Annotated in this window: 22 protein-coding genes, 2 tRNA genes and 1 other RNA gene; 16 read left to right on the top strand and 9 right to left on the bottom strand. The window is 70.3% G+C overall.

The window, feature by feature from the left end; all coding sequences use genetic code 11:
- Positions 1 to 12: 12 nt before the first annotated feature.
- Both E1202_RS08900 and E1202_RS08895 read right to left on the bottom strand, forming a co-directional pair.
- Positions 13 to 1,197 carry a cytochrome P450 gene (locus tag E1202_RS08900; RefSeq protein ID WP_132682118.1) on the bottom strand — a complete coding sequence of 395 codons (1,185 nt, stop codon included), beginning with the start codon at positions 1,195 to 1,197 and terminating at the stop codon, positions 13 to 15.
- 23 nt (positions 1,198 to 1,220) lie between these two features.
- Entirely contained in the window at positions 1,221 to 1,904 is a 684-nt protein-coding gene (locus tag E1202_RS08895; RefSeq protein ID WP_132682116.1) for a TetR/AcrR family transcriptional regulator, read from the bottom strand.
- A gap of 212 nt (positions 1,905 to 2,116) precedes the next feature.
- Between E1202_RS08895 and E1202_RS08890 the strand changes: the two genes are divergently transcribed.
- Positions 2,117 to 2,314, top strand: a complete 198-nt coding sequence (locus tag E1202_RS08890) for an antitoxin (RefSeq protein ID WP_132673301.1) — start codon at positions 2,117 to 2,119, stop codon at positions 2,312 to 2,314.
- A gap of 337 nt (positions 2,315 to 2,651) precedes the next feature.
- On the opposite strand, the gene E1202_RS08885 is transcribed toward E1202_RS08890, so the two are convergent.
- Positions 2,652 to 3,623, bottom strand: coding sequence for a prephenate dehydrogenase (locus E1202_RS08885; protein ID WP_132682115.1), 972 nt, complete (start codon positions 3,621 to 3,623; stop codon positions 2,652 to 2,654).
- Positions 3,624 to 3,745: 122 nt separating this feature from the next.
- Here E1202_RS08885 and E1202_RS08880 point away from each other — a divergent pair, with 122 nt between their 5' ends.
- From E1202_RS08880 to E1202_RS08865, 4 genes are all read left to right on the top strand, one after another.
- Positions 3,746 to 4,234: a tRNA adenosine deaminase-associated protein gene (locus tag E1202_RS08880; RefSeq protein WP_132673303.1), complete on the top strand. Its 489-nt coding sequence runs from the start codon at positions 3,746 to 3,748 to the stop codon at positions 4,232 to 4,234.
- On the top strand, positions 4,231 to 4,722 hold the full coding sequence (locus tag E1202_RS08875) for a nucleoside deaminase (RefSeq protein WP_132682113.1): 492 nt from the start codon (positions 4,231 to 4,233) through the stop codon (positions 4,720 to 4,722). Before E1202_RS08880 ends, E1202_RS08875 begins: the two co-directional genes overlap by 4 nt.
- 109 nt (positions 4,723 to 4,831) lie before the next feature.
- A tRNA-Ser gene (locus tag E1202_RS08870) sits at positions 4,832 to 4,916 on the top strand.
- A 161-nt stretch (positions 4,917 to 5,077) separates the two neighbouring features.
- Positions 5,078 to 6,859, top strand: a complete 1,782-nt coding sequence (locus E1202_RS08865; protein WP_132682112.1) for an endonuclease/exonuclease/phosphatase family protein — start codon at positions 5,078 to 5,080, stop codon at positions 6,857 to 6,859.
- Between the two features lie 45 nt (positions 6,860 to 6,904).
- Here the strand turns inward: E1202_RS08865 and E1202_RS08860 are convergent, their stop codons facing one another.
- Both E1202_RS08860 and E1202_RS08855 read right to left on the bottom strand, forming a co-directional pair.
- Positions 6,905 to 8,266 (bottom strand): FAD-binding oxidoreductase, encoded by a 1,362-nt coding sequence (locus E1202_RS08860; RefSeq protein ID WP_235877897.1) that lies wholly within the window; start codon positions 8,264 to 8,266, stop codon positions 6,905 to 6,907.
- 149 nt (positions 8,267 to 8,415) lie between these two features.
- A tRNA-Ser gene (locus tag E1202_RS08855) sits at positions 8,416 to 8,501 on the bottom strand.
- Positions 8,502 to 8,623: 122 nt separating this feature from the next.
- Here E1202_RS08855 and ffs point away from each other — a divergent pair.
- Positions 8,624 to 8,718: signal recognition particle sRNA small type (gene ffs / locus E1202_RS08850), an RNA gene on the top strand.
- Positions 8,719 to 8,776: 58 nt separating this feature from the next.
- Entirely contained in the window at positions 8,777 to 10,999 is a 2,223-nt protein-coding gene (locus tag E1202_RS08845; RefSeq protein ID WP_132682109.1) for a DNA polymerase III subunit gamma and tau, read from the top strand.
- A 7-nt stretch (positions 11,000 to 11,006) separates the two neighbouring features.
- Here E1202_RS08845 and E1202_RS08840 read toward each other — a convergent pair whose 3' ends face one another.
- Positions 11,007 to 12,809, bottom strand: coding sequence for a S9 family peptidase (locus tag E1202_RS08840; RefSeq protein ID WP_132682108.1), 1,803 nt, complete (start codon positions 12,807 to 12,809; stop codon positions 11,007 to 11,009).
- A gap of 242 nt (positions 12,810 to 13,051) precedes the next feature.
- Here E1202_RS08840 and E1202_RS08835 point away from each other — a divergent pair, with 242 nt between their 5' ends.
- From E1202_RS08835 to E1202_RS31340, 8 genes are all read left to right on the top strand, one after another.
- Complete coding sequence (locus E1202_RS08835; RefSeq protein ID WP_235877941.1) at positions 13,052 to 13,372, top strand: YbaB/EbfC family nucleoid-associated protein; 321 nt, start codon at positions 13,052 to 13,054, stop codon at positions 13,370 to 13,372.
- Between the two features lie 230 nt (positions 13,373 to 13,602).
- A complete protein-coding gene (gene recR, locus E1202_RS08830) occupies positions 13,603 to 14,199 on the top strand; it encodes a recombination mediator RecR (RefSeq protein ID WP_132673322.1) in 597 nt (198 codons plus the stop codon).
- A gap of 327 nt (positions 14,200 to 14,526) precedes the next feature.
- Positions 14,527 to 16,221 carry an ABC transporter substrate-binding protein gene (locus E1202_RS08825; RefSeq protein WP_132682104.1) on the top strand — a complete coding sequence of 565 codons (1,695 nt, stop codon included), beginning with the start codon at positions 14,527 to 14,529 and terminating at the stop codon, positions 16,219 to 16,221.
- Between the two features lie 80 nt (positions 16,222 to 16,301).
- Positions 16,302 to 17,312, top strand: coding sequence for an ABC transporter permease (locus tag E1202_RS08820; RefSeq protein ID WP_132682103.1), 1,011 nt, complete (start codon positions 16,302 to 16,304; stop codon positions 17,310 to 17,312).
- A gap of 6 nt (positions 17,313 to 17,318) precedes the next feature.
- Positions 17,319 to 18,251 (top strand): ABC transporter permease, encoded by a 933-nt coding sequence (locus E1202_RS08815; RefSeq protein WP_132682101.1) that lies wholly within the window; start codon positions 17,319 to 17,321, stop codon positions 18,249 to 18,251.
- Positions 18,252 to 18,263: 12 nt separating this feature from the next.
- On the top strand, positions 18,264 to 19,262 hold the full coding sequence (locus E1202_RS08810) for an ABC transporter ATP-binding protein (RefSeq protein WP_132682099.1): 999 nt from the start codon (positions 18,264 to 18,266) through the stop codon (positions 19,260 to 19,262).
- Positions 19,263 to 19,332: 70 nt separating this feature from the next.
- The gene (locus tag E1202_RS08805) at positions 19,333 to 20,418 is read left to right on the top strand and encodes an ABC transporter ATP-binding protein (RefSeq protein WP_132682098.1); all 1,086 of its coding nucleotides are present in this window, start codon (positions 19,333 to 19,335) and stop codon (positions 20,416 to 20,418) included.
- A gap of 79 nt (positions 20,419 to 20,497) precedes the next feature.
- Positions 20,498 to 20,674: a hypothetical protein gene (locus E1202_RS31340; protein WP_165943792.1), complete on the top strand. Its 177-nt coding sequence runs from the start codon at positions 20,498 to 20,500 to the stop codon at positions 20,672 to 20,674.
- Between the two features lie 131 nt (positions 20,675 to 20,805).
- Here the strand turns inward: E1202_RS31340 and E1202_RS08800 are convergent, their stop codons facing one another.
- Positions 20,806 to 21,705 (bottom strand): EamA family transporter, encoded by a 900-nt coding sequence (locus E1202_RS08800; RefSeq protein ID WP_207918518.1) that lies wholly within the window; start codon positions 21,703 to 21,705, stop codon positions 20,806 to 20,808.
- A 72-nt stretch (positions 21,706 to 21,777) separates the two neighbouring features.
- Between E1202_RS08800 and E1202_RS08795 the strand changes: the two genes are divergently transcribed.
- Positions 21,778 to 22,689, top strand: coding sequence for a LysR family transcriptional regulator (locus tag E1202_RS08795; RefSeq protein WP_132682096.1), 912 nt, complete (start codon positions 21,778 to 21,780; stop codon positions 22,687 to 22,689).
- On the opposite strand, the gene E1202_RS08790 is transcribed toward E1202_RS08795, so the two are convergent.
- Together E1202_RS08790 and E1202_RS32085 are read right to left on the bottom strand one after the other, a co-directional pair.
- A complete protein-coding gene (locus E1202_RS08790) occupies positions 22,678 to 24,294 on the bottom strand; it encodes an alpha-amylase family protein (protein WP_132682094.1) in 1,617 nt (538 codons plus the stop codon). The two genes, E1202_RS08795 and E1202_RS08790, sit on opposite strands and share 12 nt — an antisense overlap.
- The gene (locus E1202_RS32085; RefSeq protein ID WP_235877893.1) at positions 24,291 to 24,428 is read right to left on the bottom strand and encodes a hypothetical protein; all 138 of its coding nucleotides are present in this window, start codon (positions 24,426 to 24,428) and stop codon (positions 24,291 to 24,293) included. Before E1202_RS32085 ends, E1202_RS08790 begins: the two co-directional genes overlap by 4 nt.
- Positions 24,429 to 24,676: the final 248 nt, after the last annotated feature.

Genomic DNA, 24,676 nt, shown 5'->3' with positions numbered 1-24,676 from the left:
GGCCAGCGGGTTTCACCGCAGCAGCAGCGGCAGCCTGCGGACGCCGGTCATGTTCGGGCTGGGCAGGAACTCCGGTGCGTCGTCGGGATCGGTGCGCAGCTCCGGGAAGCGGTCCAGCAGCAGGTTCAGCGCGACCTTGCCCTCCAGGCGGGCCAGCGGAGCGCCCAGGCAGAAGTGGATGCCGCGACCGAAACCGAGCTGCGGGTTCGGATCGCGCGTCACGTCGAAGACGTTCGGGTCGGCGAACTGCCGGGGATCGCGGTTGGCCGCGGCGATCCACAGCAGCAGCATCTGGTCCGCCGGGATGCGCACCCCGCCGAGCTCGGTCTCCTCGTTGGTCACCCGCGACACCGCCGCGAACGGGCTGAGGAACCGCAGCGACTCCTCGATCGCCGCCGGAACCATCGACCGGTCGGCCCGCACCATCGCGAACTGGTCCGGGTGCGCGTCCAGGCACAGCAGCGTGTTCCCCAGCAGCATCGTGGTGGTGATGTGCCCGGCCACCAGCAGCACCATGCCGAAGTTGGTGATCTCGGCGTCGGTGAGCCGGACACCGTCCACCTCGGCCTCGACCAGCTTGCTCAGCAGGTCCGCGCGGGGCTCGGCGCGGCGTTCGCGGACGTGCTCGGTCAGGTAGTTGGCGAGCTCGCCAACCTGCTCCATGGCCGAGGCGAAGTACGCCTCGTCCTCGGGAGAGCGGTCCCCGGTGATCGAGACCTTGTTGGTGGAGTTGAACATCCCGTCGACCCACCGCTTGAACTTGTCGCGGTCGCTCGCGGGAACCCCGAGCAGTTCGGCGATGACGATCACCGGCAGCGGGTAGGCCAGGTCGGCCACCAGCTCCGCTCGGTCCTCCATCTGATCCATCAGCTCGACGGTGATCTCGGCGATCCTCGGCTCCAGGTCGGCCACGACCTTCGGGGTGAAGGCGTGGCTGACCAGTTTCCGGAGCTTCTGGTGGTCGGGCGGGTCCAGCTGGGTCAGGTTGCCCTCGGAGAACCCGCTCGCCTCCGGGACCAGTCGCTGGGTGTTGGAGGAGAAGGTCGCCGGGTCGCTGAGCGCCCGCAGGATCTCCGGGTACCCGTGGACCTCCCACATCCCGGTCGCTTCCTCGTAGCCGACCTCGCGGTCCGGCCGTTGGCCGCGGAGCCAGAACTGCGCGGCGTTGATCCCCCAGGTGTCGGCCAGTGCGGTCATGTCATGCCCCCGATCGCGGCCGGTCAGCCGCGTTGTTGTGGTGTGTAGATCCACTCCCGGAACCGCGCGTTGAGCTCGTCGAAGAGGTTCCCGATCTCGTCGGCGACGGCCGCCAGCGATTCCGGGTCGGGGTCGCCCGCCGGCTCGAACGCGTGCCGGATGGTGTGTTCCAGCGCCCGCGCCTTGGCCTCGTGGTCGAGGGCGGCGAACTCCGGGTTGATGTTGTCGGTGAGGTGGAAGCCGGTCGCGGTGGCGACGACGGCCATGTAGACGTCCGGCACGTCGTCGCGCAGCAACCGGTGCTTGAAGATCAGCTCGCGGTAGCGGTCGCCGAACCGCTGGGCCTGCCCCTGGTGCGCGGACTGCTTGATGCTGCCCAGCAGTTCGGTGTCGCCGGTGACGAGTGCTTTCATCAGCGGATCGCGCATGGCGGCCAGGAAGCTGCGGGCGAAGAATCGGTGCGGCAGGACCTCGGCCGGATCGGCCCGGAACGCCTCCACCAGGCCGTTGAGCACGCCGATCGACTCGCGCATGATCAGCGCCTCGAACAGCTGCTCCTTGGTGCGCCAGTGCAGGTAGACGGTGCCCTTGCCGATTCCGGCGCGGCGGGCGACGTCGTCGATGGTGACCTTGCGGTAGCCCAACCTGACCATGAGCTCGGCGGCCGCGTCGAGGATGCGGTCCGCCCGGTCGGTGGGCTGTCTCATGCGGGTACCTCCGTGACTCAGTGACCAGAATTGCAAAACTGGTCATCAGGTCATTTTCAAGGTAGTCCCGTGCTCGGGCGTGCGCAAGGTGTCACCGGGACGAGTTAAGGGCCCTGCCTCGACGGGTGTTGCGTCGAGCAGGAACCAGCGATCGGGCTTAGCTTCGCCGGGGGACTCAACGATGCTTTTCACGAGGCACGGGAAGGAGCACCATGGGCTTCGGAGACTTCAAGGACAAGTTGCAGAACCTCGGTCAGGAGCACGGCGACAAGGTCGAGCAGGGCATGGACAAGGCCGGTGACGCGGCCAAGAACAAGTTCGGTCACGAGGACCAGGTCGACCAGGCCGTGGAGAAGGGCAAGGGCTTCGTCGGTGGAGACCAGGAAGAGCCCCCGCCGCCCGGCCAGTAGGACAACTCGAAGCAACGGCGCTGCGGCCCACGCTGGCGGCGGGACCAGGCGAGAAGCCGTCCCGACCAGTGGTCGGAGCGCACCATAGAAGAGGTCGCCCCCACGCACAGGGCGACCTCTTCTTCGTCTTGATGAATCTTGTGGGGCACATCTGCGTGGCGGTGCGGGTGGCGGAACCTCAGTCGTCTTCTGGCTCCGGGATCCGAGGCTTGTGCATGTCCAATGCACGGCGCTTCGGCTGTCCTCCCCAGAAGACGTCTGAGAACCCGCGGCGGTGCCAGTTGCTCTGGTGGGGTGCTGAGAAAGCGACTGCGTCGCTTGCCTGACGGGTTGTGGGTTAGGCGACTGGTACCTGGGTTGTTGCCTGGTCGTCGTCGATGGCTGTGACTCGGCCGCCGAGTTCGCCGAGGTCTCTCAGACGGGCGAGGGCTTCCGGGCGGAGGCGGACCGTCGAGGTCGTCGTGCCCTCGCCGGTGGCCAGGGCGTCCAGGCGCTTCCGGGCTTCGTGACCCGAGTCCAGTGTGGACTTGAGGCCGCCGGTGGAGGCGAGGGAACCGCGGGTGGCGCCCAGGCGGCCCAGGGCGTCGTCGACGGCGTCGAGCAGGGCGGCCTTGTTGCCCTCGGTCATGGCGCGCACCAGCTCCGGGTTGCTGCCCGCCACCCGGGTTCCGTCGCGGAACGAACCCGCCGCCAGCGACAGCGCGAGCGGGCCGCCGTCCGCGCCGACGGTGGCGAGGATCGCCGCGAACAGGTGCGGGAGGTGGGAGATCCGGGCCACCGAGTCGTCGTGCGCCGCGGCGCCGGTCGGGACCACGTGGGCGCCGCAGTCCAGCGCCAGCGCAGCGGCCTCGCGCCACGCGTCGATCGTGGTGGCCTCCTCGATCGTGACCGCCCAGGCCGCGCCCTGGAACAGCTCCGCGGAACTGGCCGCGAAACCCGAGGCCGAAGTTCCCGCCATCGGGTGACCGCCGGCGTAGCGGGCGTTCGGCACGAGCTTGCGGACCTCGAAGTCGACCGGGTCCTTCACGCTGACCACGTCGGTGAGCCAGGCGCCCGGGTGGATCTCGGCGATCGCGCGCAGCACCTCGCGCAGCGCCGTCAGCGGCACCGCGACCACCACCAGCGCGTCCTCCTGCTTGGCCCGGCGCAGCGCGGCATCGGTCTCGAGCACCTCGAAACCGTCGTCGCGGGCTGCTGCGGCATCCGCCTCCGACGCGGTGGCACCCCACGCGGGGCGCCCGGCGCCGGACGCGGCCCGCAGCACGGATCCGCCGATGAGTCCCAGTCCGATCACGCACACGGCACGCATCCGTCCATCCTGCCCGACGGAGCCGCATCGCACGCACCCGGTTGAGCGCTTTCCGTCCCCTGATGGATACGACAATCGCAATAGTGCTTTCGGGTGGCCTTCGTACGCTTTACGGTGTCTCCATGACGGTGCAGGAGCCGGTCGCAGGCTTCGCCGTCGCCGTGGTCCGGGAAGACGGGCGGTGGCGGTGCAGCGCGATGGACAACTCGGTGCTGACCGGCCTGGACGCCTCGATCACGGCGTTGCGCGAGCTGCGTTCCACCGGCGCGGTGTTCGGAATGTGCAATGTGGACGACGAGTTCTTCGTGCTGATCCGGCCGGTCCCGGGGGGTGTGGACCTGCTGCTGTCCGATGCCGCTGCGGCGCTGGACTACGACATCGCCGCGGACGTGCTCGACCTGCTGCGCGTGGACGCTCCGGATGAGGACGACGAGGAGGTCTGGCCGGAGGGCAACCTCGCGGTGCTGTCCGACCTGGGGCTTCCCGAGGGCGAGCTGCTGGTCATCATCGAGGAGGTCGACCTCTACCCGGACGAGCAGCTGGAGATGATCGCCCAGCGCTGCGGGTTCGGTGATGACTTCTCGAAGCTGTTGGAGAACATGTACCGGTGAACACCACCGAGGCCCGCGCCGGCGACGTCGAGCTGGTGCGGGCCGCGCTGCGGGTGGCCGCCGACGCGCCGTCCACGGGCGACGTGCCCATCGGTGCCGTCGTCGCCGACGCCCGAGGCCGGGTGCTCGCCGAGGCCTGCAACCGGCGCGAAGCCCACTGCGACCCCACCGCGCACGCCGAGGTCCTCGCCCTGCGCGCCGCCGCCCGGGCCCACGGCGACGGCTGGCGGCTGGAGGGCTGCACCCTCGCGGTCACCGTCGAACCGTGCACGATGTGCGCTGGAGCGCTGGTCCTGTCCCGCGTGGCCAGGGTCGTCTTCGGCGTCTGGGAACCGCGCACCGGAGCTGTCGGTTCGCTCTGGGACGTCGTCCGCGACAACCGCCTCAACCACCGCCCCGAGGTCGTCGGCGGCGTCCTCGCCGACGAGTCGGCAGCCCTCCTGGAATCCTTCTTCGCGACCCACCGCGGCACCTCTCCCGGGGGCTGAGGCCGGCGTACGGAGTCGCGCCCTCGGTGGCCAGGGGAGACGGCTCCGGAGCGCGCCGGGGGCCACCCCCTGTGCGGGCCGTGACGAGGCGGCCGGTAGCCTTATCGGCGGTAGCGTGTCCGAGCGGCCTAAGGAGCGCGCCTCGAAAGCGCGTGTGGTGAGAGCCACCGTGGGTTCGAATCCCACCGCTACCGCTCGCAAGGGCCGGTCCCCTCGGGGACCGGCCCTTTTGCACGTCCGCCCCCCTGTGGATCGTGGCGAGTTCTGCTCAGGGGGTTCGGTGTTCACGCTGTCGTCGATTCGGCTGGTTAGCGTCCGGCGTTGATCGGCTCTTCGACTTCAGGGGGAACGCGACGTGCGCGTCTTACCGTTGATCGCCACGGGTTTGCTCACCACCACGGTCTTACCGGCGACGGCCTCGCTCGCCGCTGCGCAGCAGGCCGTGCGCATCCATGACATCCAGGGCACCACGCGGGTCTCGCCGCTGAACGGGCAGCAGGTGAGCGGGGTGACCGGCGTGGTCACCGGCGTCCGGGCGACCGGCTCGGCGCGCGGGTTCTGGTTCCAGGACCCGCAGCCCGACACCGACCCGCGCACCAGCGAGGGGCTGTTCGTCTTCACCGGCGACCTGACGCCGCAGGTCGCGGTGGGTGCAGCGGTCACCGTCTCCGGGACCGTCGCCGAGCACTACCCGGGCGGCCAGGACGGGCCGAACCAGTCCGTGACCGAGCTGACCTCGGCGTCCTGGCAGGTCAGCGGCACCGGTGAGATCCCGCCCGAGCCGCTGGTCGCCGACACCGTGCCGGTCGAGCACACTCCCGACGGGGAGATCGACTCGCGCGAGCTCGAACCGGAGCGGTTCGCGCTGGACTTCTACGAGTCGCGCGAGGCCATGGCGCTGCGGGTCGACGACGCCCGCGTGGTCGGTCCGACCGACGAGTACCGGTCGCTGTGGATCACCACCAAGCCCGCGCAGAACGCCAACGAGCGCGGCGGCACCACCTACACCGGCTACGCCGACCCCAACGCCGGACGGCTCAAGGTCGAATCGCTGCTGGCCGGCGAGTTCCCGGCGGCAGCGGTCGGCGACCGGCTGCAGGGGTCGACCTCCGGTCCGCTGGACTACAGCTCCTTCGGCGGGTACGTGCTCGAAGCCGCGCAGCTGGGCGCCCACGTGCCCGGCGGCGCGCAGCCGGAGACGACCCGCGCGCAGCGGCCCGACGAACTCGCCGTCGCCACCTACAACGTGGAGAACCTCGACGCGGCCGACGAGCAGACCAAGTTCGACCGGCTCGCGCAAGGCGTCGTCGGCAACCTCGCCGCACCGGACGTCCTAGCCCTCGAAGAGGTCCAGGACAACACCGGCGCCACCGATGACGGCGTGGTCGCCGCCGACGAGACGCTGCAGCGCTTCACCCACGCCATCGCCGCAGCGGGCGGCCCGCGCTACCAGTGGCGGCAGATCGACCCCGAGAACAACGCCGACGGCGGTGAGCCCGGCGGCAACATCCGGGTGGCGTTGATGTTCAACCCCGCCCGGGTGTCCTTCGTCGACCGGCCCGGCGGCGACGCGACCACCGCGGTGCAGCCGGTGGCCGACGGCGACCGCGCCGCGCTGAGCGTCTCGCCCGGCCGCGTCGAACCGGCCAACGCCGCGTGGACCGACAGCCGCAAACCGCTGGTCGGCGAGTTCCTGTTCCAGGGGCGGCCGGTGTTCGTGGTGGCCAACCACTTCAGCTCCAAGGGCGGTGACCAGCCGCTGCACGGCCGCTTCCAGCCGCCGGCCCGGTCCTCCGAGCAGCAGCGCGCCGAGCAGGCGAAGGCCGTGCGCGGGTTCGTCGACCAGACCCTCGCCGTCGACCCGCAGGCGGCGATCGTGGTGGCCGGCGATCTCAACGACTACGGCTTCTCCCCGGCACTCGCGCCGTTGACCGAGGCCCTGACCTCACCGGCCGACGCGCTGCCGCCCGTGGAGCGCTACAGCTACGTCTACGAGGGCAACTCGCAGCAGCTCGACCACATCCTGCTGACCGGACCGCTCACCGTCGACTACGACATCGTGCACGTCAACGCCGAGTTCCCCGACCAGATCAGCGACCACGACCCGCAGGTCGTCCGCCTCCGCGCCGCGGAATGACCCGCGAGTGGCGGGGTTCCAGCTGGAACCCCGCCACGTCGGGGGTCAGGGCACGATGTTCTGGTTCAGCCGGAAGAGGTTGTGCGGGTCGTAGTGGCGCTTGGTCTCGGCCAGGCGATCGTAGTTCTCGCGGTAGTTCGCCTTGATCCGGTTCTGGTCGTCGGCGGCCATGAAGTTGACGTAGCCGCCCTCTTCCGAGTGCGGAGCGGTCGCGGCGTAGTAGTCGCGCACCCAGCTGATGTTCGCCTCGTTGTCGGCGGGATCCGGCCACATGCCCGCGATGACGGTCGCGAAGTTCGCGTCCCGGTAGGCGAAGGCCGTCTCGCCGGGTGCGACGCGGTGGCAGGCACCGTTGATCGGGTAGATGTGCACGGTCGAGTTCACCACCGGAACCCGCGGTCCGTGCTGGAGGTGCGCGGCGATCATCTCGTCGCTGAGCTCGGTGGCGAAGTTGGCCTTCCAGTAGTGCTGCAGGCCCGGTGGGACCAGCGCGTCGAAGGCGGCGTTGAGCGCGGGGTAGGGCATCGGGCCGACGTGTTCGGCGACCACGGGCGCCAGGTCGCGCAGCGCGGCCACGGCCGCCGGTCCTTCCTCGACCGGCCCCGACCAGCAGGTCACCACCGCGATGTGCGGGACGCCGTGCCGCTGTTCGGGGATGAACGGCAGCGGCGGGGCGATCTGGAAGGCCGGGAAACCGCCGAGCTGCTCGGGCGCGTCGGCGATCAGGTCGCGGAAGCCGCGCAGCACGTCCGCCGCGTGTTCCAGGTCGAAGAAGATCGGGCCGCCGTAGATCTCGCGCACCGGGCTGAGCCGGTACTCGAACGACGTCACCGCGCCGAAGTTGCCGCCTCCGCCGCGGAGCGCCCACAGCAGGTCGGTGTTGTGCTGCTCGTCGGCCACGACCACGTCCCCGGAGGCCAGCACGACGTCGGCGGAGATGAGGTTGTCGCAGGACAGGCCGAGCCCCCGCGCCAGGTACCCGATCCCGCCGCCGAGGGTGAGCCCGCCGATCCCGGTGGTGGAGATGATGCCGCCGGTGGTCGCCAGCCCGTAGGCGTGCGTGGCCGCGTTGAAGTCGCCCCAGGTCGCGCCGCCCTCCGCGCGCGCGGTCCGGCGCTCGCCGTCGACGCGCACGCCGCGCATCCCGGACAGGTCGGCGACAACGCCGCCCTCGCAGGTGCCGAAGCCGGGCACGCTGTGACCACCGCCGCGCACCGCCAGGTCGACGCCGTTCTGCCGCGCGAAGGCGACCGCTGCCCGCGCGTCCCCGGCGTTGGCGCAGCGCACCACGGCGGCGGGGTGCAGGTCGATCATCGCGTTGTGGACCCGTCGGGCGGCCTCGTAGCCGGCGTCCGGTGGTGTGATCACCGGACCGCGTACCTGCTCCCGCAGTTGTTCGATCGTCATGCCCACGACAGCCGCCCCCGCTCCGCTCTGCGCGTTCGCCTCGATCGCACCATGCGACTCCTGCGGTGCGCTGCACAGAGACGTTCGGCCCGGAAAAGGGCGGAAATGAGAAAGAGCCCCGGACCAGCTGGTCCGGGGCTCTTCGCGAGCGGAGGATACGGGATTCGAACCCGTGAGGGCTATTAACCCAACACGATTTCCAATCGTGCGCCTTAGGCCGCTCGGCCAATCCTCCGTGCGGAAGCCTAACAGGGCGTTTCGGCGAAGCGGATAGGGGGTCTGAGCTGCGGTGACCACTGGTGGCGCGAGTCGCGGGCCCCGGTTTTACGAGCGGGGGCCGCGTCTGGGTACACTGTCCGTGGACCTCGTGCGGCGTCCATCCTGTGAACTCCCCCAGGGCCGGAAGGCAGCAAGGGTAAGCGGGCTCTGACGGGTGCACGGGGTCCCCTTACTTTTCAGGGAAGCTCACCCTGGTCCGAGTTGTCAGCCCGACCGCGTAGGGTTCCGACCGTGGCGCTCGCCCTTTACCGCAAGTACCGTCCGGCGACCTTCGCTGAGGTCGCCGGGCAGGAACACGTCACCGAGCCGTTGCGGACCGCGCTGTCCGCCGGGCGGATCAACCACGCGTACCTGTTCTCCGGCCCGCGCGGCTGCGGCAAGACCTCCAGCGCGCGCATCCTGGCGCGGTCGCTGAACTGCGCCCAGGGCCCGACGGCGGACCCGTGCGGCGAGTGCGACTCCTGCGTGTCGCTGGCGCCCGAGGGCGGCGGCAGCGTTGACGTGGTCGAACTCGACGCGGCCAGCCACGGTGGTGTCGACGACACCCGCGAGCTGCGGGACCGCGCGTTCTTCGCCCCGGCCCAGTCGCGGTACCGGATCTTCATCATCGACGAGGCCCACATGGTCACCACGCAGGGCTTCAACGCCCTGCTGAAGATCGTCGAGGAGCCTCCGGAACACCTGATCTTCGTCTTCGCCACCACCGAACCGGACAAGGTGCTGACCACCATCCGGTCCCGGACCCACCACTACCCGTTCCGGCTGATGCCGCCGGGCGTGATGCGCGAGCTGGTGGAGCGGATCTGCGCCGACGAGGGCGTCAAGGTCGAACCGGCGGTGTTCCCGCTGGTCATCCGGGCTGGTGGCGGTTCGGCGCGGGACACCCTCAGCGTGCTCGACCAGCTGCTGGCCGGCGCCGGGGACGAGGGCGTCACCTACGAGCGGGCCGTCGCGCTGCTCGGGGTCACCGACGTCGCGCTGATCGACGACATGGTCGACGCTCTCGCGGCCGGTGACGCCGCCTCCGTCTACGGCACGGTCGAGCGGCTGGTGGAGGCCGGGCACGACCCGCGCCGCTTCGGCTCCGACCTGCTGGACCGGCTGCGCGACCTGGTGCTGCTCAGCTCCGTCCCGGACGCGGGCGAGCGGGGTCTGGTGGAGACCACCGGGGACGAGCTCACCCGCATGCAGCAGCAGTCCGAGCATCTGGGCGCGGCGACGCTGTCGAGGTTCGCCGAGATCGTCCACACCGGACTGTCCGAGATGCGCGGAGCCACGGCGCCGCGCCTGCTGCTGGAACTGCTGTGCGCGCGGATGCTGCTGCCGGCCGTGTCGGACTCGGAAACCGCGCTGCTGCAACGTCTCGAACGCGTCGAGCGCCGGATGACCATCGCGCCGGGAGAGGCTCCGGCCGCGGAACCCGGTGCTGCGGCGCCGGTTTCGAACGACGGCGACAAGCCGAAGCGGGTCTTCCAGCGACCGCACGAGCGCGCCGCCGCTGAAACCGCGCAGGAGGCGCCCGCCACGCCGAAACCGGCGGAAACCCCTGCCGTGCAGGAGAAGCCGGCACCTGCTCCGGCGCCCGAACCGACACCGCAGCGGCCTGCGGCGCAGGCCGAGAAGCCCGCCGCGGCACCGCAGCCGCAGCGTCCCGCCGAGCCACCGCGCCCACCGGAACCGGCCCCGGAACCCGCCCAGCCCGCCGCATCGGCTCCCGCTGCGTCCGCTCCCGCCGCGTCGGCGCCGAACGGGTTCGACGCCGCGGCCGTGCGGCGGGTGTGGACCGACGTGCTGCAGGGCGTGGCCAAGCGCAACCGGCCGACGCAGGCGCTGCTGCTCAACGCCACCGTGCAGGACCTCAACGACGGCGTGCTGGTGCTGTCGATGCCGACGTCCGGGCTGGTCAAGCAGCTCGCGCAGCAGCGGCGGCTGGACTTCGTCCGGGAGTCGCTGCGCGAGGTCGTCGGCGGCGAGTGGGACATCCAGTGCGTCGAAGCCGGGGCGGCTCCGCCGGCCCGGCCCGCCGCGCCGAAGCAGCCCCCGCAACCACCGCAGCGCCCGTCGCAGCAGCAGGCCCCCGCGCCGCAGCAGCAGCCGGCGGAGCAGCGCCCGCCGGAGCCCAAGCCGTCCCAAGGCAACGGGCAAGGCCCCCACGGTGCTGCTCAGCAGCGCAATCCCGGTGGTGCGCGCGGTGGTTCGGTTCCGCGTCCGCCAGAACCCGATGACATCCCGCCGCCGCCGGAACCCCCGGACGAGGAGCCCCCGCCGGACGACATCCCGCCGCCGCCGGAGCCGCAGCGCCCCGCGGTGCCGGAGCCGGAGGACGAGGACCCGGAGTCGATGCTCGCGGAGTCCTCCCCGATGGAGGCCGGAACGCGCGTCGGCCGCGATCCCGACTCGGCGGCCGTCGAGCTCTTCGAACGGGAGCTGGGCGCTCGCCGCATCGAGGGCTGACGTCCCGTCAGCTGAGGTGCCGACCCAGGAAGGCCAGGGCCTTCGGGTAGGCGTCGAGGCGGTTGGAGCGCTTGGCGAGACCGTGACCCTCGTCGGGGTACACGTGGAACTCGCACGCGACGTCGTTGCCGCGCACCGCTTCCACGATCTGCTCGGCCTCGGTCAGCGGCACGCGCGGATCGTTGGCGCCGTGGAGGACGAACAGCGGTGCCGCGATGGCGGAGACCCGGGTGAGCGGCGACGCCTCGCGGAGGAAGTCGGCGTCCGTGGCGAGGCTGCCGTACTCGCGTTCCCGGTGGGCCCGCCGGTAGGGCGCGGTGTTCTCCAGGAACGTGACCAGCGAGGAGATGCCGACGATGTCCACGCCCGCCGCCCACAGCTCCGGCTGGAAGGCCAGCCCCGCGAGCACCATGTAGCCGCCGTAGGAGCCGCCCCACAGCGCCGCGCGGGACGGGTCGACGCCCACCGAGGGCAGCCACCGGTGCAGGTCGGCGAGGTCGTCGACGGATTCGAGCCGGTTGCGGGCGTCGTCGGCCGAGTACCAGGTCTTGCCGTAGCCGGTGGAGCCGCGCACGTTGGGCACCAGCACCGTGTGGCCGCGCGCGACCATCGCCTGCACCAGCGGGTGGAACGCGCGCACCGACTGGCTCTCCGGGCCGCCGTGGATGAGCAGGACGGCCGATCCGTCCGGCTCGGCCGGGGCGTAGCGGAAGCACGGGATCTCCTGGCCGTCGCGAGCGGGCACCCGGTGCGCGGTCGGTTCGGCGAGGGCTTCCCCGGCCAGCTGCGCCGCCGAGAAGGTCAGCGGAGCGCAGGTGCGGGCGGTGGTGTCGACGAGCAGCACGTCACCGGGGGAGGTGGGGGAGCTGAAGGTGAGCGCCGCGAACCGGGAGTCCGGTGACCAGACCGGCTCGGGCAGCGGGAACCCGCACCAGCCCTCGGTCGGCAGCGCGATGTCCATCAGGTGCTCGCCGGTCTCGGCGTCGTGCAGGGCCGGCCGGTGCGCGCCGTCGACGGAGGTCAGCACCAGCAGGGTGCGCCCGTCCGGCGACACCAGGCCGGTGAGGTCGTGCGAGGGGGAGGTGAGCAGCCACCGGCGCTCACCGGTGCGCGGGTCCAGCCGCGCGATGCCGGTGTGCTCGCGCTCGGCGTCGCTGGTCACGACCAGGCCTCCGGCCTGCCACCCGGGGTTCAGGTGGCGCGCGGCGAGGTCGCGGCCGGTGAGCTCGCGCATCCGGTCGGCCCCGGTCTCGGGCATGGTGTCGGCGAGGATCACCTGGTCCGACAGGGGGTTCGCGGCGGGCACGGTGATGGCCGCGTAGCGGGAGTCGGGGGAGACCGAGACCTCGGCGACCATGCCGCCGCCGTCGTAGAGGACGTGCTCCTCGCCGGTGACGACGCTGCGGATCACCACGTCGAAGTCGACGCCGTTGCGGCGGTTGGTGGCGTAGACGATGCGGCCGGGCAGCACGTCGAGCAGCCGGTGCACGTGCTCGGGGTCGCGGACCAGCGGCTCCAGTTCGGACAGCTGGGCCGGTCGCCGCCGGCGGTCGTCGAGGCGCAGCAGCGAGAGCTGGCCGCGCTCGTTGCCGTCGCTGTCGTGCTGCACCACCACGGCGCGCTCGCCCGGCAGGTAGCGCCCGGTGACGGCTCCGGTCAGCGCGGTCAGCTCGGTGCGCCGGTGGTCGGCGAGCTCCACCAGCTGCACCGAGCCGGACTCGTCGCAGCCCGCGAGCACCCGCCCGTCGTCGGTCACGTCGAACGCGCGCCAGGTGGTCAGCTCCAACAGCCGCGCGATGTCCAGCGTCACGTGATCACCCTGTCACGTCGTGTGAGGACGACCAAGGACGGGAGCCCGCCCCGTCTCGTCGTGCGAGGGGCGCGGCCACGAGATGTGAAGGCCACCCTGGCAGCCGGCACCGCAACCCGCGCCGCCAAGCAAGGTGAGTTCAGAGCTGGAACCGCAGAACCTCTACGCTGGTTGTGTGCCCCGTGCGGGGGTACTCACCCGGGCGATGAGGAGTAACGGTGCAGCCAGGTGGCCAGCCGAACATGCAGCAGATCATGGAACAGGCGCAGAAGATGCAGGAGCAGCTGATGTCTGCGCAGCAGGAGCTCGCCGATGCGGAGGTCACCGGGAGTGCCGGTGGCGAGCTGGTGACCGCGACCGTCACCGGTGCCGGGGAGCTCAAGGGACTGGTGATCGACCCGAAGGCGGCCGATCCGGAGGACACCGAGACGCTGGCGGACCTGGTCGTGGCGGCCGTTCGCGACGCCAACCGGGCCGCGCAGGAGTTGCAGGCGCAGAAGATGGGCCCGCTGACGGGCGGCCTGGGCGGCGGCCTGGGCGACCTCGGCCTGCCAGGCCTGTGATCAGCGAGGAGGTTGGTGGTCTGCTTGCGTGGCGGTGCGGTTAGCGGAACCTGAGGCGGCCCTCCTGCTCCGGGCGCCCCGACTCATGTGTGCCATACACGGCGTCGAGGCGTCCTCACAGGAGAACCACCTCAGAACCCGCGGCGGTGCCGGCTGCTGAGCTGGTGAACGAGAAGGCGGCTCCGCCGCTCGGAAGACCACGAACTTCCGCAACTTCTAAGCGAGTCGACGTGTACGAGGGTCCGGTACAGGATTTGATCGATGAGCTGGGACGTCTTCCCGGCATCGGTCCGAAGAGCGCGCAACGCATCGCCTTTCACCTGCTGGCCGCTGAGCCGGCGGACGTGACCCGGTTGCAGGAGGTCCTGCAGCAGGTCAAGGAGGGCGTGGTGTTCTGCGACGTCTGCGGCAACGTCTCCGAGGAGACGACCTGCCGCATCTGCCGGGACGCCCGGCGGGACAAGACGCTGGTCTGCGTGGTGGAGGAGCCCAAGGACGTGCTCGCGGTGGAGCGCACCCGCGAGTTCAAGGGCCGCTACCACGTGCTCGGTGGTGCGCTGGATCCGCTGTCGGGCGTCGGACCGGATCAGCTCCGGGTCCGGGAGCTGCTGGCGCGGATCGGGACCGACGAGATCAGCGAGGTGATCATCGCGACGGACCCGAACACCGAGGGCGAGGCGACCGCGACGTATTTGGTGCGGATGTTGCGCGACTTCCCGGGTCTGAACGTCACGCGGCTCGCTTCCGGACTTCCGATGGGTGGCGACCTGGAGTTCGCCGATGAATTGACGCTCGGTCGGGCGCTGTCCGGTCGGCGTTCGATGTAGTAGGCGCGAACGTTTAAAACGCGAACAAATCAATAGCGAGAACGGCGGCGCCTTTCTTCTCGGACTCTCGGGAGGTCAGGCGCCGTCTTCGTGTCCGAGGAAACAAGTCGCCAGGGTCTTGACTAGGGCGATTCCGTCCTCTATTCGCCCGCGTTTAGCGGAGAACTCGCAGTTCTGGCAAGGTTCTTCTTTTGCCTGATTGATCCCCGTTCGCTAAGGATCGCCTAAGTAGCGCGATCGTAACCTCGATTGTTCCATTCCCCTCCTTTCGAGGGTTACTCTCACGGAACTCTGCTGCCTCTGGACACAAACGGGTGGGTAAATCCAATGAGTAGAGCTCCATCGGTGCGGCGAAGCGGGACCCGCTCTCTGCGTCGGATCATCACGGTCGGCATCGCATTCGCAACTGCAGCGTCCCTGGCGGGCTGCGCGCAATCCGAGCGCGGGGCCGGTGGCGGAGAGGGCGGCACCTTCACCTTCGGTGCGGCCGGTGCTCCGGACCTGTTCGACCCCTTCTACGCCTCGGACGGGGAGACCTTCCGCGTCACGCGCCAGCTGATGGAGGGCCTGGTCAACTTCAAGCCGGGCTCGGTCGAGGTCGAACCGTCCCTGGCCGAGAGCTGGGAGCACACCCCGGACGGCAAGACCTGGACGTTCAAGCTGCGCAGCGGCGTGAAGTTCCACGACGGCACGGACTTCAACTCCGACGCGGTCTGCAAGAACTTCCAGCGCTGGTACAACCAGACCGGTGCCGGGCAGAACAACGCGCTGTCCTACTACTGGATCGAGAACTTCGGCGGCTTCGCCGACGGCAAGGCGCCCTCGCTGTTCCAGAACTGCGAGAACCCGGACCCGACCACCGCAGTCGTGCACCTGACCCGCGCGACCTCGAAGTTCCCCGACCTGCTGGGCCTTCCGTCGTTCAGCATGCAGTCGCCGACGGCGATGGAGAAGTACAAGGCCAACGACGTGCAGGCGCAGGGCGACAGCTTCGTCTACCCCGAGTACGCCAAGGCCCACCCGACCGGCACGGGGCCGTTCAAGTTCGACTCCTACGACCAGTCCAACGGCACCATCAAGCTGGTCCGCAACGACCAGTACTGGGGTGACAAGACCAAGGTCAACGAACTGATCTTCCGGATCATCCCGGACGAGACCGTGCGCAAGCAGGAGCTGGAGTCGGGCGCGATCGACGGCTACGACTTCCCCAACGCCGCCGACCTGAAGGCGCTGCGCGACGCGGGCCACAACGTCCAGGTCCGCGAGCCGTTCAACATCATGTACCTGGGGATCACCCAGAAGAACAACCCGGCGCTGCAGAACCTCAAGGTTCGGCAGGCCCTGGCCCACGCGGTGGACCGGGAGACGCTGGTCAAGGCCAACCTGCCGGAAGGCGCCACGGTGGCCAGCCAGTTCTACCCGCAGAACGTCGACGGCTACGCGCCCGACGTGCAGCAGTACCCGCACGACCCGGCCAAGGCCAAGCAGCTGCTCGCCGAGGCGGGCGCGTCGAACCTGACGCTGAACTTCTACTGGCCGACCGAGGTCACCCGGCCCTACATGCCGGACCCGCAGGGCATCTACAACGCCCTCGCCGAGGACCTGCGCGAAGCAGGCATCACCGTGAACCCGGTGAGCAAGCCGTGGAACGGCGGCTACATCGACGACGTCGACAACGCCAAGGCCGACATCTTCCTGCTCGGCTGGACCGGTGACTACAACACGCCGGACAACTTCATCGGCACCTTCTTCGGCACGCCGACCAACCGCTTCTACACCGCGGGCGCGCCGTGGGGCGAGGACCTGGCGGGGCAGCTGAAGGCGGCCGACTCCGAGCCGGACGAGGCCAAGCGCACCTCGATGTACCAGGACATCAACCGCAAGCTGCTGTCCGAGTACCTGCCCGCGGTCCCGCTGTCGCACTCGCCGCCGGCGATCGTGACGAGCTCCCGAGTCCAGGGTCTGGTGACCTCACCGCTGACCGCCGAAGAGTTCGCTTCGGTGAGCGTCTCGGAGCAGTGATCGGCGAGGTGCTGCGCGGGCCGGTTCGCACCGGTTCCGCGCAGCACCCGGTTCGCTGACTTGAACACGGGGGTTTTCGCGTGCTCCGCTTCACTGTTCGACGACTGGGACAGCTGGTGCTGGTCGTCTTCGTCCTGTCGATGCTGCTGTTCGGCTGGCTGCGCATGCTGCCGGGCGGGCCGGTCTCGGCACTGCTGGGCGACCGCGCCACACCGGCCGCGCGGGAGCAGCTCGAGAAGGCTCTCGGGCTCGACCAGCCGATCTTCGTGCAGTACTTCAAGTTCCTCGGCCGGGCGATCACCGGCGACTTCGGCACCTCGACCGGGGTGCAGCGCGGTGACTCCGCGCTGGACGTGTTCATCACGCGCTTCCCGGCGACGCTGGAGCTGTCCATCCTGGCGCTGGCCCTGGCCGTGGTGGTCGGCATCCCGCTGGGGTACCTGGCGGCCCGCAAGCGCGGGGGATGGCTGGACAACCTGAGCATCACCTGGTCGCTGGTGGGCGTCGCAGTGCCGGTGTTCTTCCTGGCGTTCCTGCTGAAGTTCGTCTTCGCCATCGAGCTCGGCGCGCTGCCCGCGTCCGGGCGGCAGGACTCGGCGATCAACGCCACCCGCGTCACCGGCTTCTACATCCTCGACGGGCTGCTGACCCGCGAGTGGGACGCCTCGTGGAACGCGCTGGTGCACCTCATCCTGCCCGCCATCGCGCTGTCGACCATCCCGTTCGCGGTGATCTTCCGGATCACCCGGGCCGCGGTGCTCGACGTGATGGACGAGGACTACGTGCGCACCGCGCGCGCGAAGGGCCTGGGGCAGATGGTGATCCGGCGCAGGCACATCCTGCACAACGCGATGCTGCCGGTGGTCACCACCATCGGCCTGCAGACCGGTGCGCTGCTGGCGGGCGCGGTGCTGACCGAGCGGGTGTTCAACATCGCCGGCATCGGGCAGGCCGTCGCGATCGGCTTCGAACGCAAGGACTTCCCGGTGCTGCAGGTGGTCATCCTGGCTTCCGCGATGGTCTACGTGCTGGTCAACCTCGTCGTCGACCTCTCGTACGCGTTGATCGACCCACGACTGCGGACACGGTGAGGGACGATGGTGCTCAACACGCAGCGCAAGGACAAGCTCGACGCGCTGGCGGAATCGGCCTCCGACGCCGGTGTCAGCCTCGCCGCGTCGGCCTGGCGGAGGTTGCGCCGCAACCCGGTCTTCATCGTCGGCGCCCTGGTCATCGTGGCGTTCGTGCTGCTGGCCCTGCTGGCACCGCTGCTGGCGCCGCACGACCCGGCGCAACGCCTGCTGGAATCGCAGGTCTCCCGCGCGGAGAACACGATTCCGCCGTCGCAGCCCGGATTCCCGCTCGGCGGTGACCAGTACGGCCGCGACCTGCTGTCCCGGCTGCTGCTGGGGTCCCAGCAGACGCTGCTGGTGGCGGTGCTGGCCACCGTCATCGGCCTCGGCGGCGGCCTGGTGCTCGGCCTGCTCGCCGGTGCCTTCGGCGGCTGGGTCGACTCGCTGGTCATGCGCATCGCCGACGTGATGCTGTCGGTGCCGTCGCTGCTGCTGGCGGTGTCGATCGGCGCGCTGTTCGCCGAGCAGACCCAGTTCACGGTGATCCTCGCGGTGGCGATCGTGCAGGTGCCGATCTTCGGGCGGCTGCTGCGCGGCACGATGCTGGCGCAGCGCAGCAGTGACCACGTGCTGGCGGCGCGGGCTCTCGGCGTGAAGGAGAGCGCGATCGTGTTCCGGCACATGCTGCCCAACGCGCTGGGGCCGGTGATCGTGCAGGCCACGCTGGTGCTGGCGGTGGCCATCATCGACGCGGCGGCGCTGTCCTTCCTCGGGCTGGGCGCGGCCGACGACTCGGTGCCGGAATGGGGCCAGATGCTCGGCGGCGCGCAGAACATCATCGACTCGCATCCGCAGCTGGCGTTCTGGCCCGCGGGTTGCATCATCCTGGTCGCCTTCGGGTTCACGCTGGTCGGCGAGTCGCTGCGCGACGCGCTCGACCCCAAGCGGCGCCGGTAAGGGGAGTTGGCAATGGCACTGCTGGAAGTTCGCGACCTCTCCGTGGTCTTCGCCCGCAAGGGCGAGCCGCCGGTGACCGCGGTGGACGGGATCTCCTTCGACGTCGAACCGGGCAGGACCGTCGGCCTCGTCGGCGAGTCCGGCTGCGGCAAGTCGGTGACCTCGCTGGCGATCATGGGCCTGCTGCCGCCGCGCGGGGCGGAGGTGTCGGGTTCGGTGTCCTTCGACGGCACCGATCTGCTGACGCTGCCCAAGAAGGAGCTCGACGCCCGGCGCGGCAAGGACCTGAGCATGGTGTTCCAGGACCCGCTGACCTCGCTGAACCCGGTTGTCCCCATCGGGTTGCAGGTCTCCGAGGTCATCGAGCGGCACCGCGGTCTGCCCCGCAAGCAGGCGATGCCCGAGGCCGAGGAGCTGCTGCGCAAGGTGGGCATCCCGGACCCGAACCGGCGGCTCAAGGAGTACCCGCACCAGCTCTCGGGCGGGATGCGGCAGCGGGCGCTGATCGCGATGGCGCTGGCCTGCAAGCCGCGGCTGCTCATCGCGGACGAGCCGACGACGGCGCTGGACGTGACGATCCAGGCGCAGATCCTCAAGCTGCTCTCGGAACTGGTCGCCGAGACCGACACCGCGCTGATCATGATCACCCACGATCTCGGCGTGGTGGCGGGGCTGTGCGACGAGGTGAACGTGCTCTACGCCGGTCGCGTGGTCGAACGCGCGGCGCGGCACGAGCTGTTCGCGCGGCCCAAGCACCCCTACACCGCAGGCCTGCTCGCTTCGATCCCGCGACTGGATTCGCCTCGTGGGCAACGCCTGTCGCCGATCAGGGGTTCGGTGGCCGACAACATCCCGTGGGACACCGGGTGCGCGTTCTGCCCGCGCTGCCCGAACGCCACCGAGGTGTGCGAGCGCGAGACCCCCGAGGTCAGCGTCGACGCGGGAGCGCGGCTGCTGCGCTGCCACAACCCGGTTCGCGAGCGGATCTCGAACAGCATGGAGGCGTCATGAGCGAAAATCTCGTCCCTCACGCTCATGTGAGCCGACCGGGTGCGGGTGGCCCGCAGAACGGAGTGGCGTCATGAGCGAAAATCCCGTGCCCGGCGCTCAGGACGTCGCGAGCGAGGACGTGCTCGTCGAGCTGAACGACGTGAAGGTGCACTTCCCGATCAAGAAGGGCGTGGTGCTGGACCGGACGGTCGGCCACGTCTACGCCGTGGACGGGGTGTCGCTGAGCATCCGGCGCGGTGAGACCTACGGTCTCGTCGGGGAATCGGGTTGCGGCAAGTCGACTCTGGGGCGCGCGGTGCTGCGGTTGGAGAAGCCGACCGGCGGCGAGGTCGTCTTCGACGGCACCGACCTGTCCGGGATGAAGGGCGAGAAGCTGCGCACGATGCGGCAGCGGATGCAGATGGTCTTCCAGGACCCGCTGTCCTCGCTCGACCCGCGCCAGTCGGTGGAATCGCTGCTGGTGGAAGGCATGCGCGCGCACGGCCTGGCCAACGACAAGGCGTCGACCGACAAGCGGCTGCGCGAACTGCTCGACGCCGTCGGGCTGCCGCCGACCGCGCTGCGCAAGTACCCGCACGAGTTCTCCGGCGGGCAGCGCCAGCGCGTCGGCATCGCCCGCGCGCTGTCGGTCGGCCCGGAGCTCGTGGTCGCCGACGAACCCGTGTCTGCGCTGGACGTCTCGGTGCAGGCGCAGGTGCTCAACCTGCTGGAGGACCTGCAGGAGGAGTTCGGCCTGACCTACCTGGTGATCGCGCACGACCTCGCCGTGGTGCGGCACATCGCCGACCGGGTGGGCGTGATGTACCTGGGCGGCATCGTCGAGGAGTCCACATCGGACGACCTCTACGAGCAGCCGCTGCACCCCTACTCCAAGGCGCTGCTGTCGGCGGTTCCGGTGCCGGACCCGCAGGTCGAGGACGGTCGCGAGCAGATCCTGCTCACCGGCGACCTGCCCTCACCGGCGAACCCGCCGTCGGGCTGCCGGTTCCACACCCGCTGCCCGTGGCGGCAGGAGGAGCGCTGCGACACCGAACGCCCGGTGCTGCGGGAGATCGGAACGGGTCACCGGGTCGCCTGCCACTTCGCCGAGGAGATCCGCGACGGCGAGCTCCAGCCCCGCTCGGTGACGCCGGAAGCCGTCGTCCCGACGGCGTGATCCTGGCGGTTTCTCGCGAGCCCGTTCCGTCGCGGCCGACGTCCACATAGGATCTTCGGCTGGGGAAGGGAGGTCGCGCGTGAGGTACAGCAGCGCGCTCCGGTGCTCGGCCTGCGAGCACCGGGCGATTCTGGACCGAATCGTCGCCACCCGGCTCGTCGCCGAGACCAACCAGGCGCTGGTGCTCTACGACTGCCCGGTGGGGAACGGCGTGCACGTCAGGAATCCGAATTTCGAGAAGGGCCCGATCGCATAGGACGAAGGTTCCTCTGCGTGGCGGTGCGGGCAGCGGAACCTGACGCCCGCGGCGGAGCGAGCTGAGTCCCACTGGGAACAGCGGCTCCGCCGCAATCCTGACCAGGTCAGCAGATCGGGCCCTTCCGGTCGTCACACCGGTGTCGGCTCCAGCGCCGGCCGGCGTCGGGCGATCCGCATGCTGCCGAGCAGCACGCCGCCGACGACCACCGCCCCGGCGGCGAGCTCGAACGGGTGCGGCTGCTCGCCGAGGATCAGCCAGGCCGTGCTGAAGCCGACCACCGGCACCAGCAGCGAGAACGGGGCCACCGTGCTCGCCGGGTACCTGCCGAGCAGGGTCGTCCACAGCCCGGACCCCACCACGGTGGCCAGCAGCGACGTGTAGGCGAGACCGGCCAGCGCTGCCGTCCCGGTCGGGGAGTCCAGCACGGTGGTGAGCGCGTGCCAGCCGGTCGTGGGCCCCTCGAACAGCGCGGATGCCGCGAACATCGGCACCGGCGGGACGATCGCGATCCACAGCGAGAGGTGCAGCGGGTTCGGCGCTTCCGCCTTGCGGCTGCACAGGTTGCCCAGCGCCCAGGAGAACGCGCCGCACAGCGTGATCAGCATCGGCAGCAGGGTCGCGGTCTGCGCGCGGTGCCACCCGATGGCGACCATGCCCAGCACCGCCGTGGTGATGCCCAGCACCTGCACCGGCGTGAGCTTCTCGCGCAGCAGCAACGCGCCCAGCAGCACGGTGAACGGCGCCGACCCCTGCTGCACCAGCGAGGCCAGCCCGGTCGGCATGCCGATCTTCATCGCGACGAACAGGAACGCGAACTGCAAGGTCCCGAAGAACAGGCCGTAGCCGATCAGCCAGCGCCACCTCACCCGCGGGAACGGCACGAAGAACAGGATCGGCAGCAGCACGGCGAAGCGCAGCCCGGCGAAGAAGAACGGCGGGAAATGGCCCAACCCCTGGTCCAACGCGATGAAGTTGCCGCCCCAGAACACTGCGACGACCACCGCCAGCAGGCGATCTCTCGTGGTCATACCGATCAGCCTGCGGGGACCGTCTGTGAAGCACAAGCAATACTATGTGCACGTACTGTGTAGTATTCCTCTATGGACGTTCGCAGGTTGAGACTCCTGCGCGAGTTGGCCGATCGCGGCACGGTCACCGCGGTCGCCCAGGCCCTGTCCTACACGCCTTCTTCGGTGTCGCAGCAGATCCGGGCCCTGCAGGCCGAGGTCGGGGTGCGGCTGACCGAACCGGCCGGACGTGGCCTGCGCCTCACCGACGCCGGCTGGGCGCTGGCCACGCGCGCCGACGAGGTGCTGGCCGCGCTGGACCGGGCCGAGGCCGAGCTCGACACCTACCGCTCGTCACCGCGCGGCGTGGTGCGCGTCGCGCTGTTCCCCTCCGGCGCGTTCCTGCTGCTCCCGGGTGTGCTGCGGCACATCGCCGAGCACCCGGCGGTCCGGTTGGAGGCTCGCGACGTCGACATGGTGCCGTCGGAGGTCCCCCGCCTCACGGCCGACTTCGACCTGGTCGTCACGCACCGGGACGACCAGGCCCCGCCCCACGACGGCGAGCGGGTCGCGGTCACGCCGCTGCTGCGCGAACCGCTGGACGTGGCCATGCCGCTCGGGCACCCGCTGGCCGGCCGCGAACGCGTCGAGCTCACCGAGCTGGTCGGCGAACCCTGGCTGAGCGTCGACATCGGATTCCCGGTCGACGACGTGCTGCGCTCGCTGGCGGTCCGCACCGGTGTGCGGCCGACGGTCGTCCAGCGCATCAACGACTTCCGAGTCACCGAAGCGCTCGTCGCCGCAGGTCACGGCATCGCGCTGCTGCCCAGGTACACCGTGAACAGCTCGCAGCTCGTGATGCGCCCGCTCGCCGGGGTCCGCGCGGGCCGCAACATCGAGGTCGTCTCCCGCAAGGGCGCCACCGAACGCCCGGCCGTGCAGGTCGCCCTCGACGCGCTCACCGCCGAAGCCCGCGCCCGGACGGAGGCCAACTCACCGGGGTGAGTTGGCGGCCGCCCAGCGGCAGATCGCGGCGAGTTCGTCGCCGTGCTCGGCGAGCGTGCCGTCCACGACGCCGACGACGGGCAGGTGGCCTTCGCGCACCACGTCCGGCGGCCTCGGGATGTAGCCCTTCTCGTGCACACCCGTGCTGCCCGGGCCCGGGGTGCCCTCGGCGAGGTGTCCGGTGGTGCGGGCGTAGCGCGACAGGACCCGGGGTTCGCGCAGGTCCCGGTCGGTGCCGAACCACTGCTGGCTCAACGGGAACAGCGCGCTGAGCGCGTCCCACCAGCCCTCGGCGGCCAGCACCAGCCCGGGATGCCGCCGGTGCAGCTCCTCGACCAGCAGCCGGTACCCGTCGAACACGTCGTGACGGGGGTCGTTGAAGTAGTAGCCCACGGTGTCCAGGAACGCCGCGTCCACGCCGAACTCCTCGACCAGCGCGGAGATCGACTCCACCAGGTGCGCGCGGAAACCGGGCTCGGCGGGGTTGAGGAAGACCTGATCGCCCTCGCCGGAGCGGTCGGAGTCCCAGTCGGGGCGGTTGAGCAGCTCCACGTAGCGGTCGGTGTCGTTGCGCATCACCGCCCGCTCCCAGTCCGGGTACTGCGCGACGTTGGCGCCGTGCCCGCCGAACATCGGCATCAACCGGAACCCGAGCTCGTGCGCGGTGCGGACGAGCTCGGCGAACCCCTCGTCGCCGCCGAGATCGGCACCGGGCCGGTAGCGCGGGTAGGCGTAGTAGTAGCGGCCTTCCCAGCCGGGCAGGTAGGCGAGCACGCGATGCGGGTCGATGTGCTGCGCGATGAAGCGGAGGGCCTCGCTCATCCGCGGGAACGTGTTGAACACGTAGCCGGTCCAGTGCTGGCCGTGCAGCGTCACGACCAGCGCGGTGTCCCGCAGCCAGCCGGGCACGTCCGGCCGGGACGCCCACGGCCGCAGGCCGTGCGCGTACTCGACGAAACGCAGGTGCTCGTCCAGGTCCTGGTCCGGTGACGAGGCGTCCTGGCGCAGCCGGATCTCCGGGACCCGGCACGTCGTCGAGCGGGCCGACGCGGCGGGCACGTGCACCAGCTCCGCGATCGGCTCGGAGGAGTGGGCGGGCGCGTTGACGTGCAGCACGTGCCTGCGCACCGACGGATCCCGGACGCTCAGCAGCGAGCAGTCGGACTCCGCGCCGACGGCGACCCACGGCGTCGCCCAGTCCGGGCTCGGGTACTCCAGCTGGAAGCGCGCGTGGTGGCTGTGCGAGCGACCGGTGTTCGGCGCCCACCAGCCGGCGCTCAGCTGCCGCTCCGGCAGCCCGCGCAGCAGCAGCTTGACGGCCTTGATCGGCTCGGTGTGCTCAGCCGTGATCGACCAGCTCAGCACGCCGTCCCGGAGCACGACCTCGGCGTCGACGGCACCGGCGTCGACGGTGCGCTGCTGCCCGAGCGCGGCGTAGCCGGTGCGCAGGCGCACGCGATCGGCGTCGACGAGCGGTTCGGCGGGTCGCAGGCCGTAGCCGTTGGCGGTGGTGAACACCTGAACCGACCAGCTCAGCGGTCCGCCCGGGACGGGGAAGCGCGGATCGCGGGGATCGAAGCTCAGGTCGGTGTCGATCAGGCTCATCTCGGCACCGATGCGTAGCCGATCGCCTTCTCCACCAGGTAGGCGAGGCTCTCGGCCTCCTCCGCGGTGAAGATCAGGGTGTCCCCGGGCGGTAGCACGACTCCGACGCGGTCTCCCATGACCAACACGGTCACGTTCCCGCAACCGTTCGACGTGGCGCACTCGATGCGCCACCGCAGCTGCTCCGTCGGATCTTCGGTCGGCCACATAGCCACATCACTGAACCGTGCGAACTCTCGAACATCAAGTTTCATAGACCGTTCGAGTGATGATCTGCTGCGGGAGATAGAAGAGGAGAAGCGGCAATGCCCCGACGTTTCCCCCGTCTGCGCCGCTTCTCCTCAACTAGTTCTCCCCCAGGGGCGCCGCCTGCATCCCCGCG

This window comes from Saccharopolyspora karakumensis, assembly GCF_004349225.1.
In the GTDB taxonomy this organism is placed as follows: domain Bacteria; phylum Actinomycetota; class Actinomycetes; order Mycobacteriales; family Pseudonocardiaceae; genus Saccharopolyspora; species Saccharopolyspora endophytica.
The sequence above is the reverse complement of the archived record's forward strand: the minus strand, read 5'-3'. Positions and strand labels throughout refer to the sequence as shown.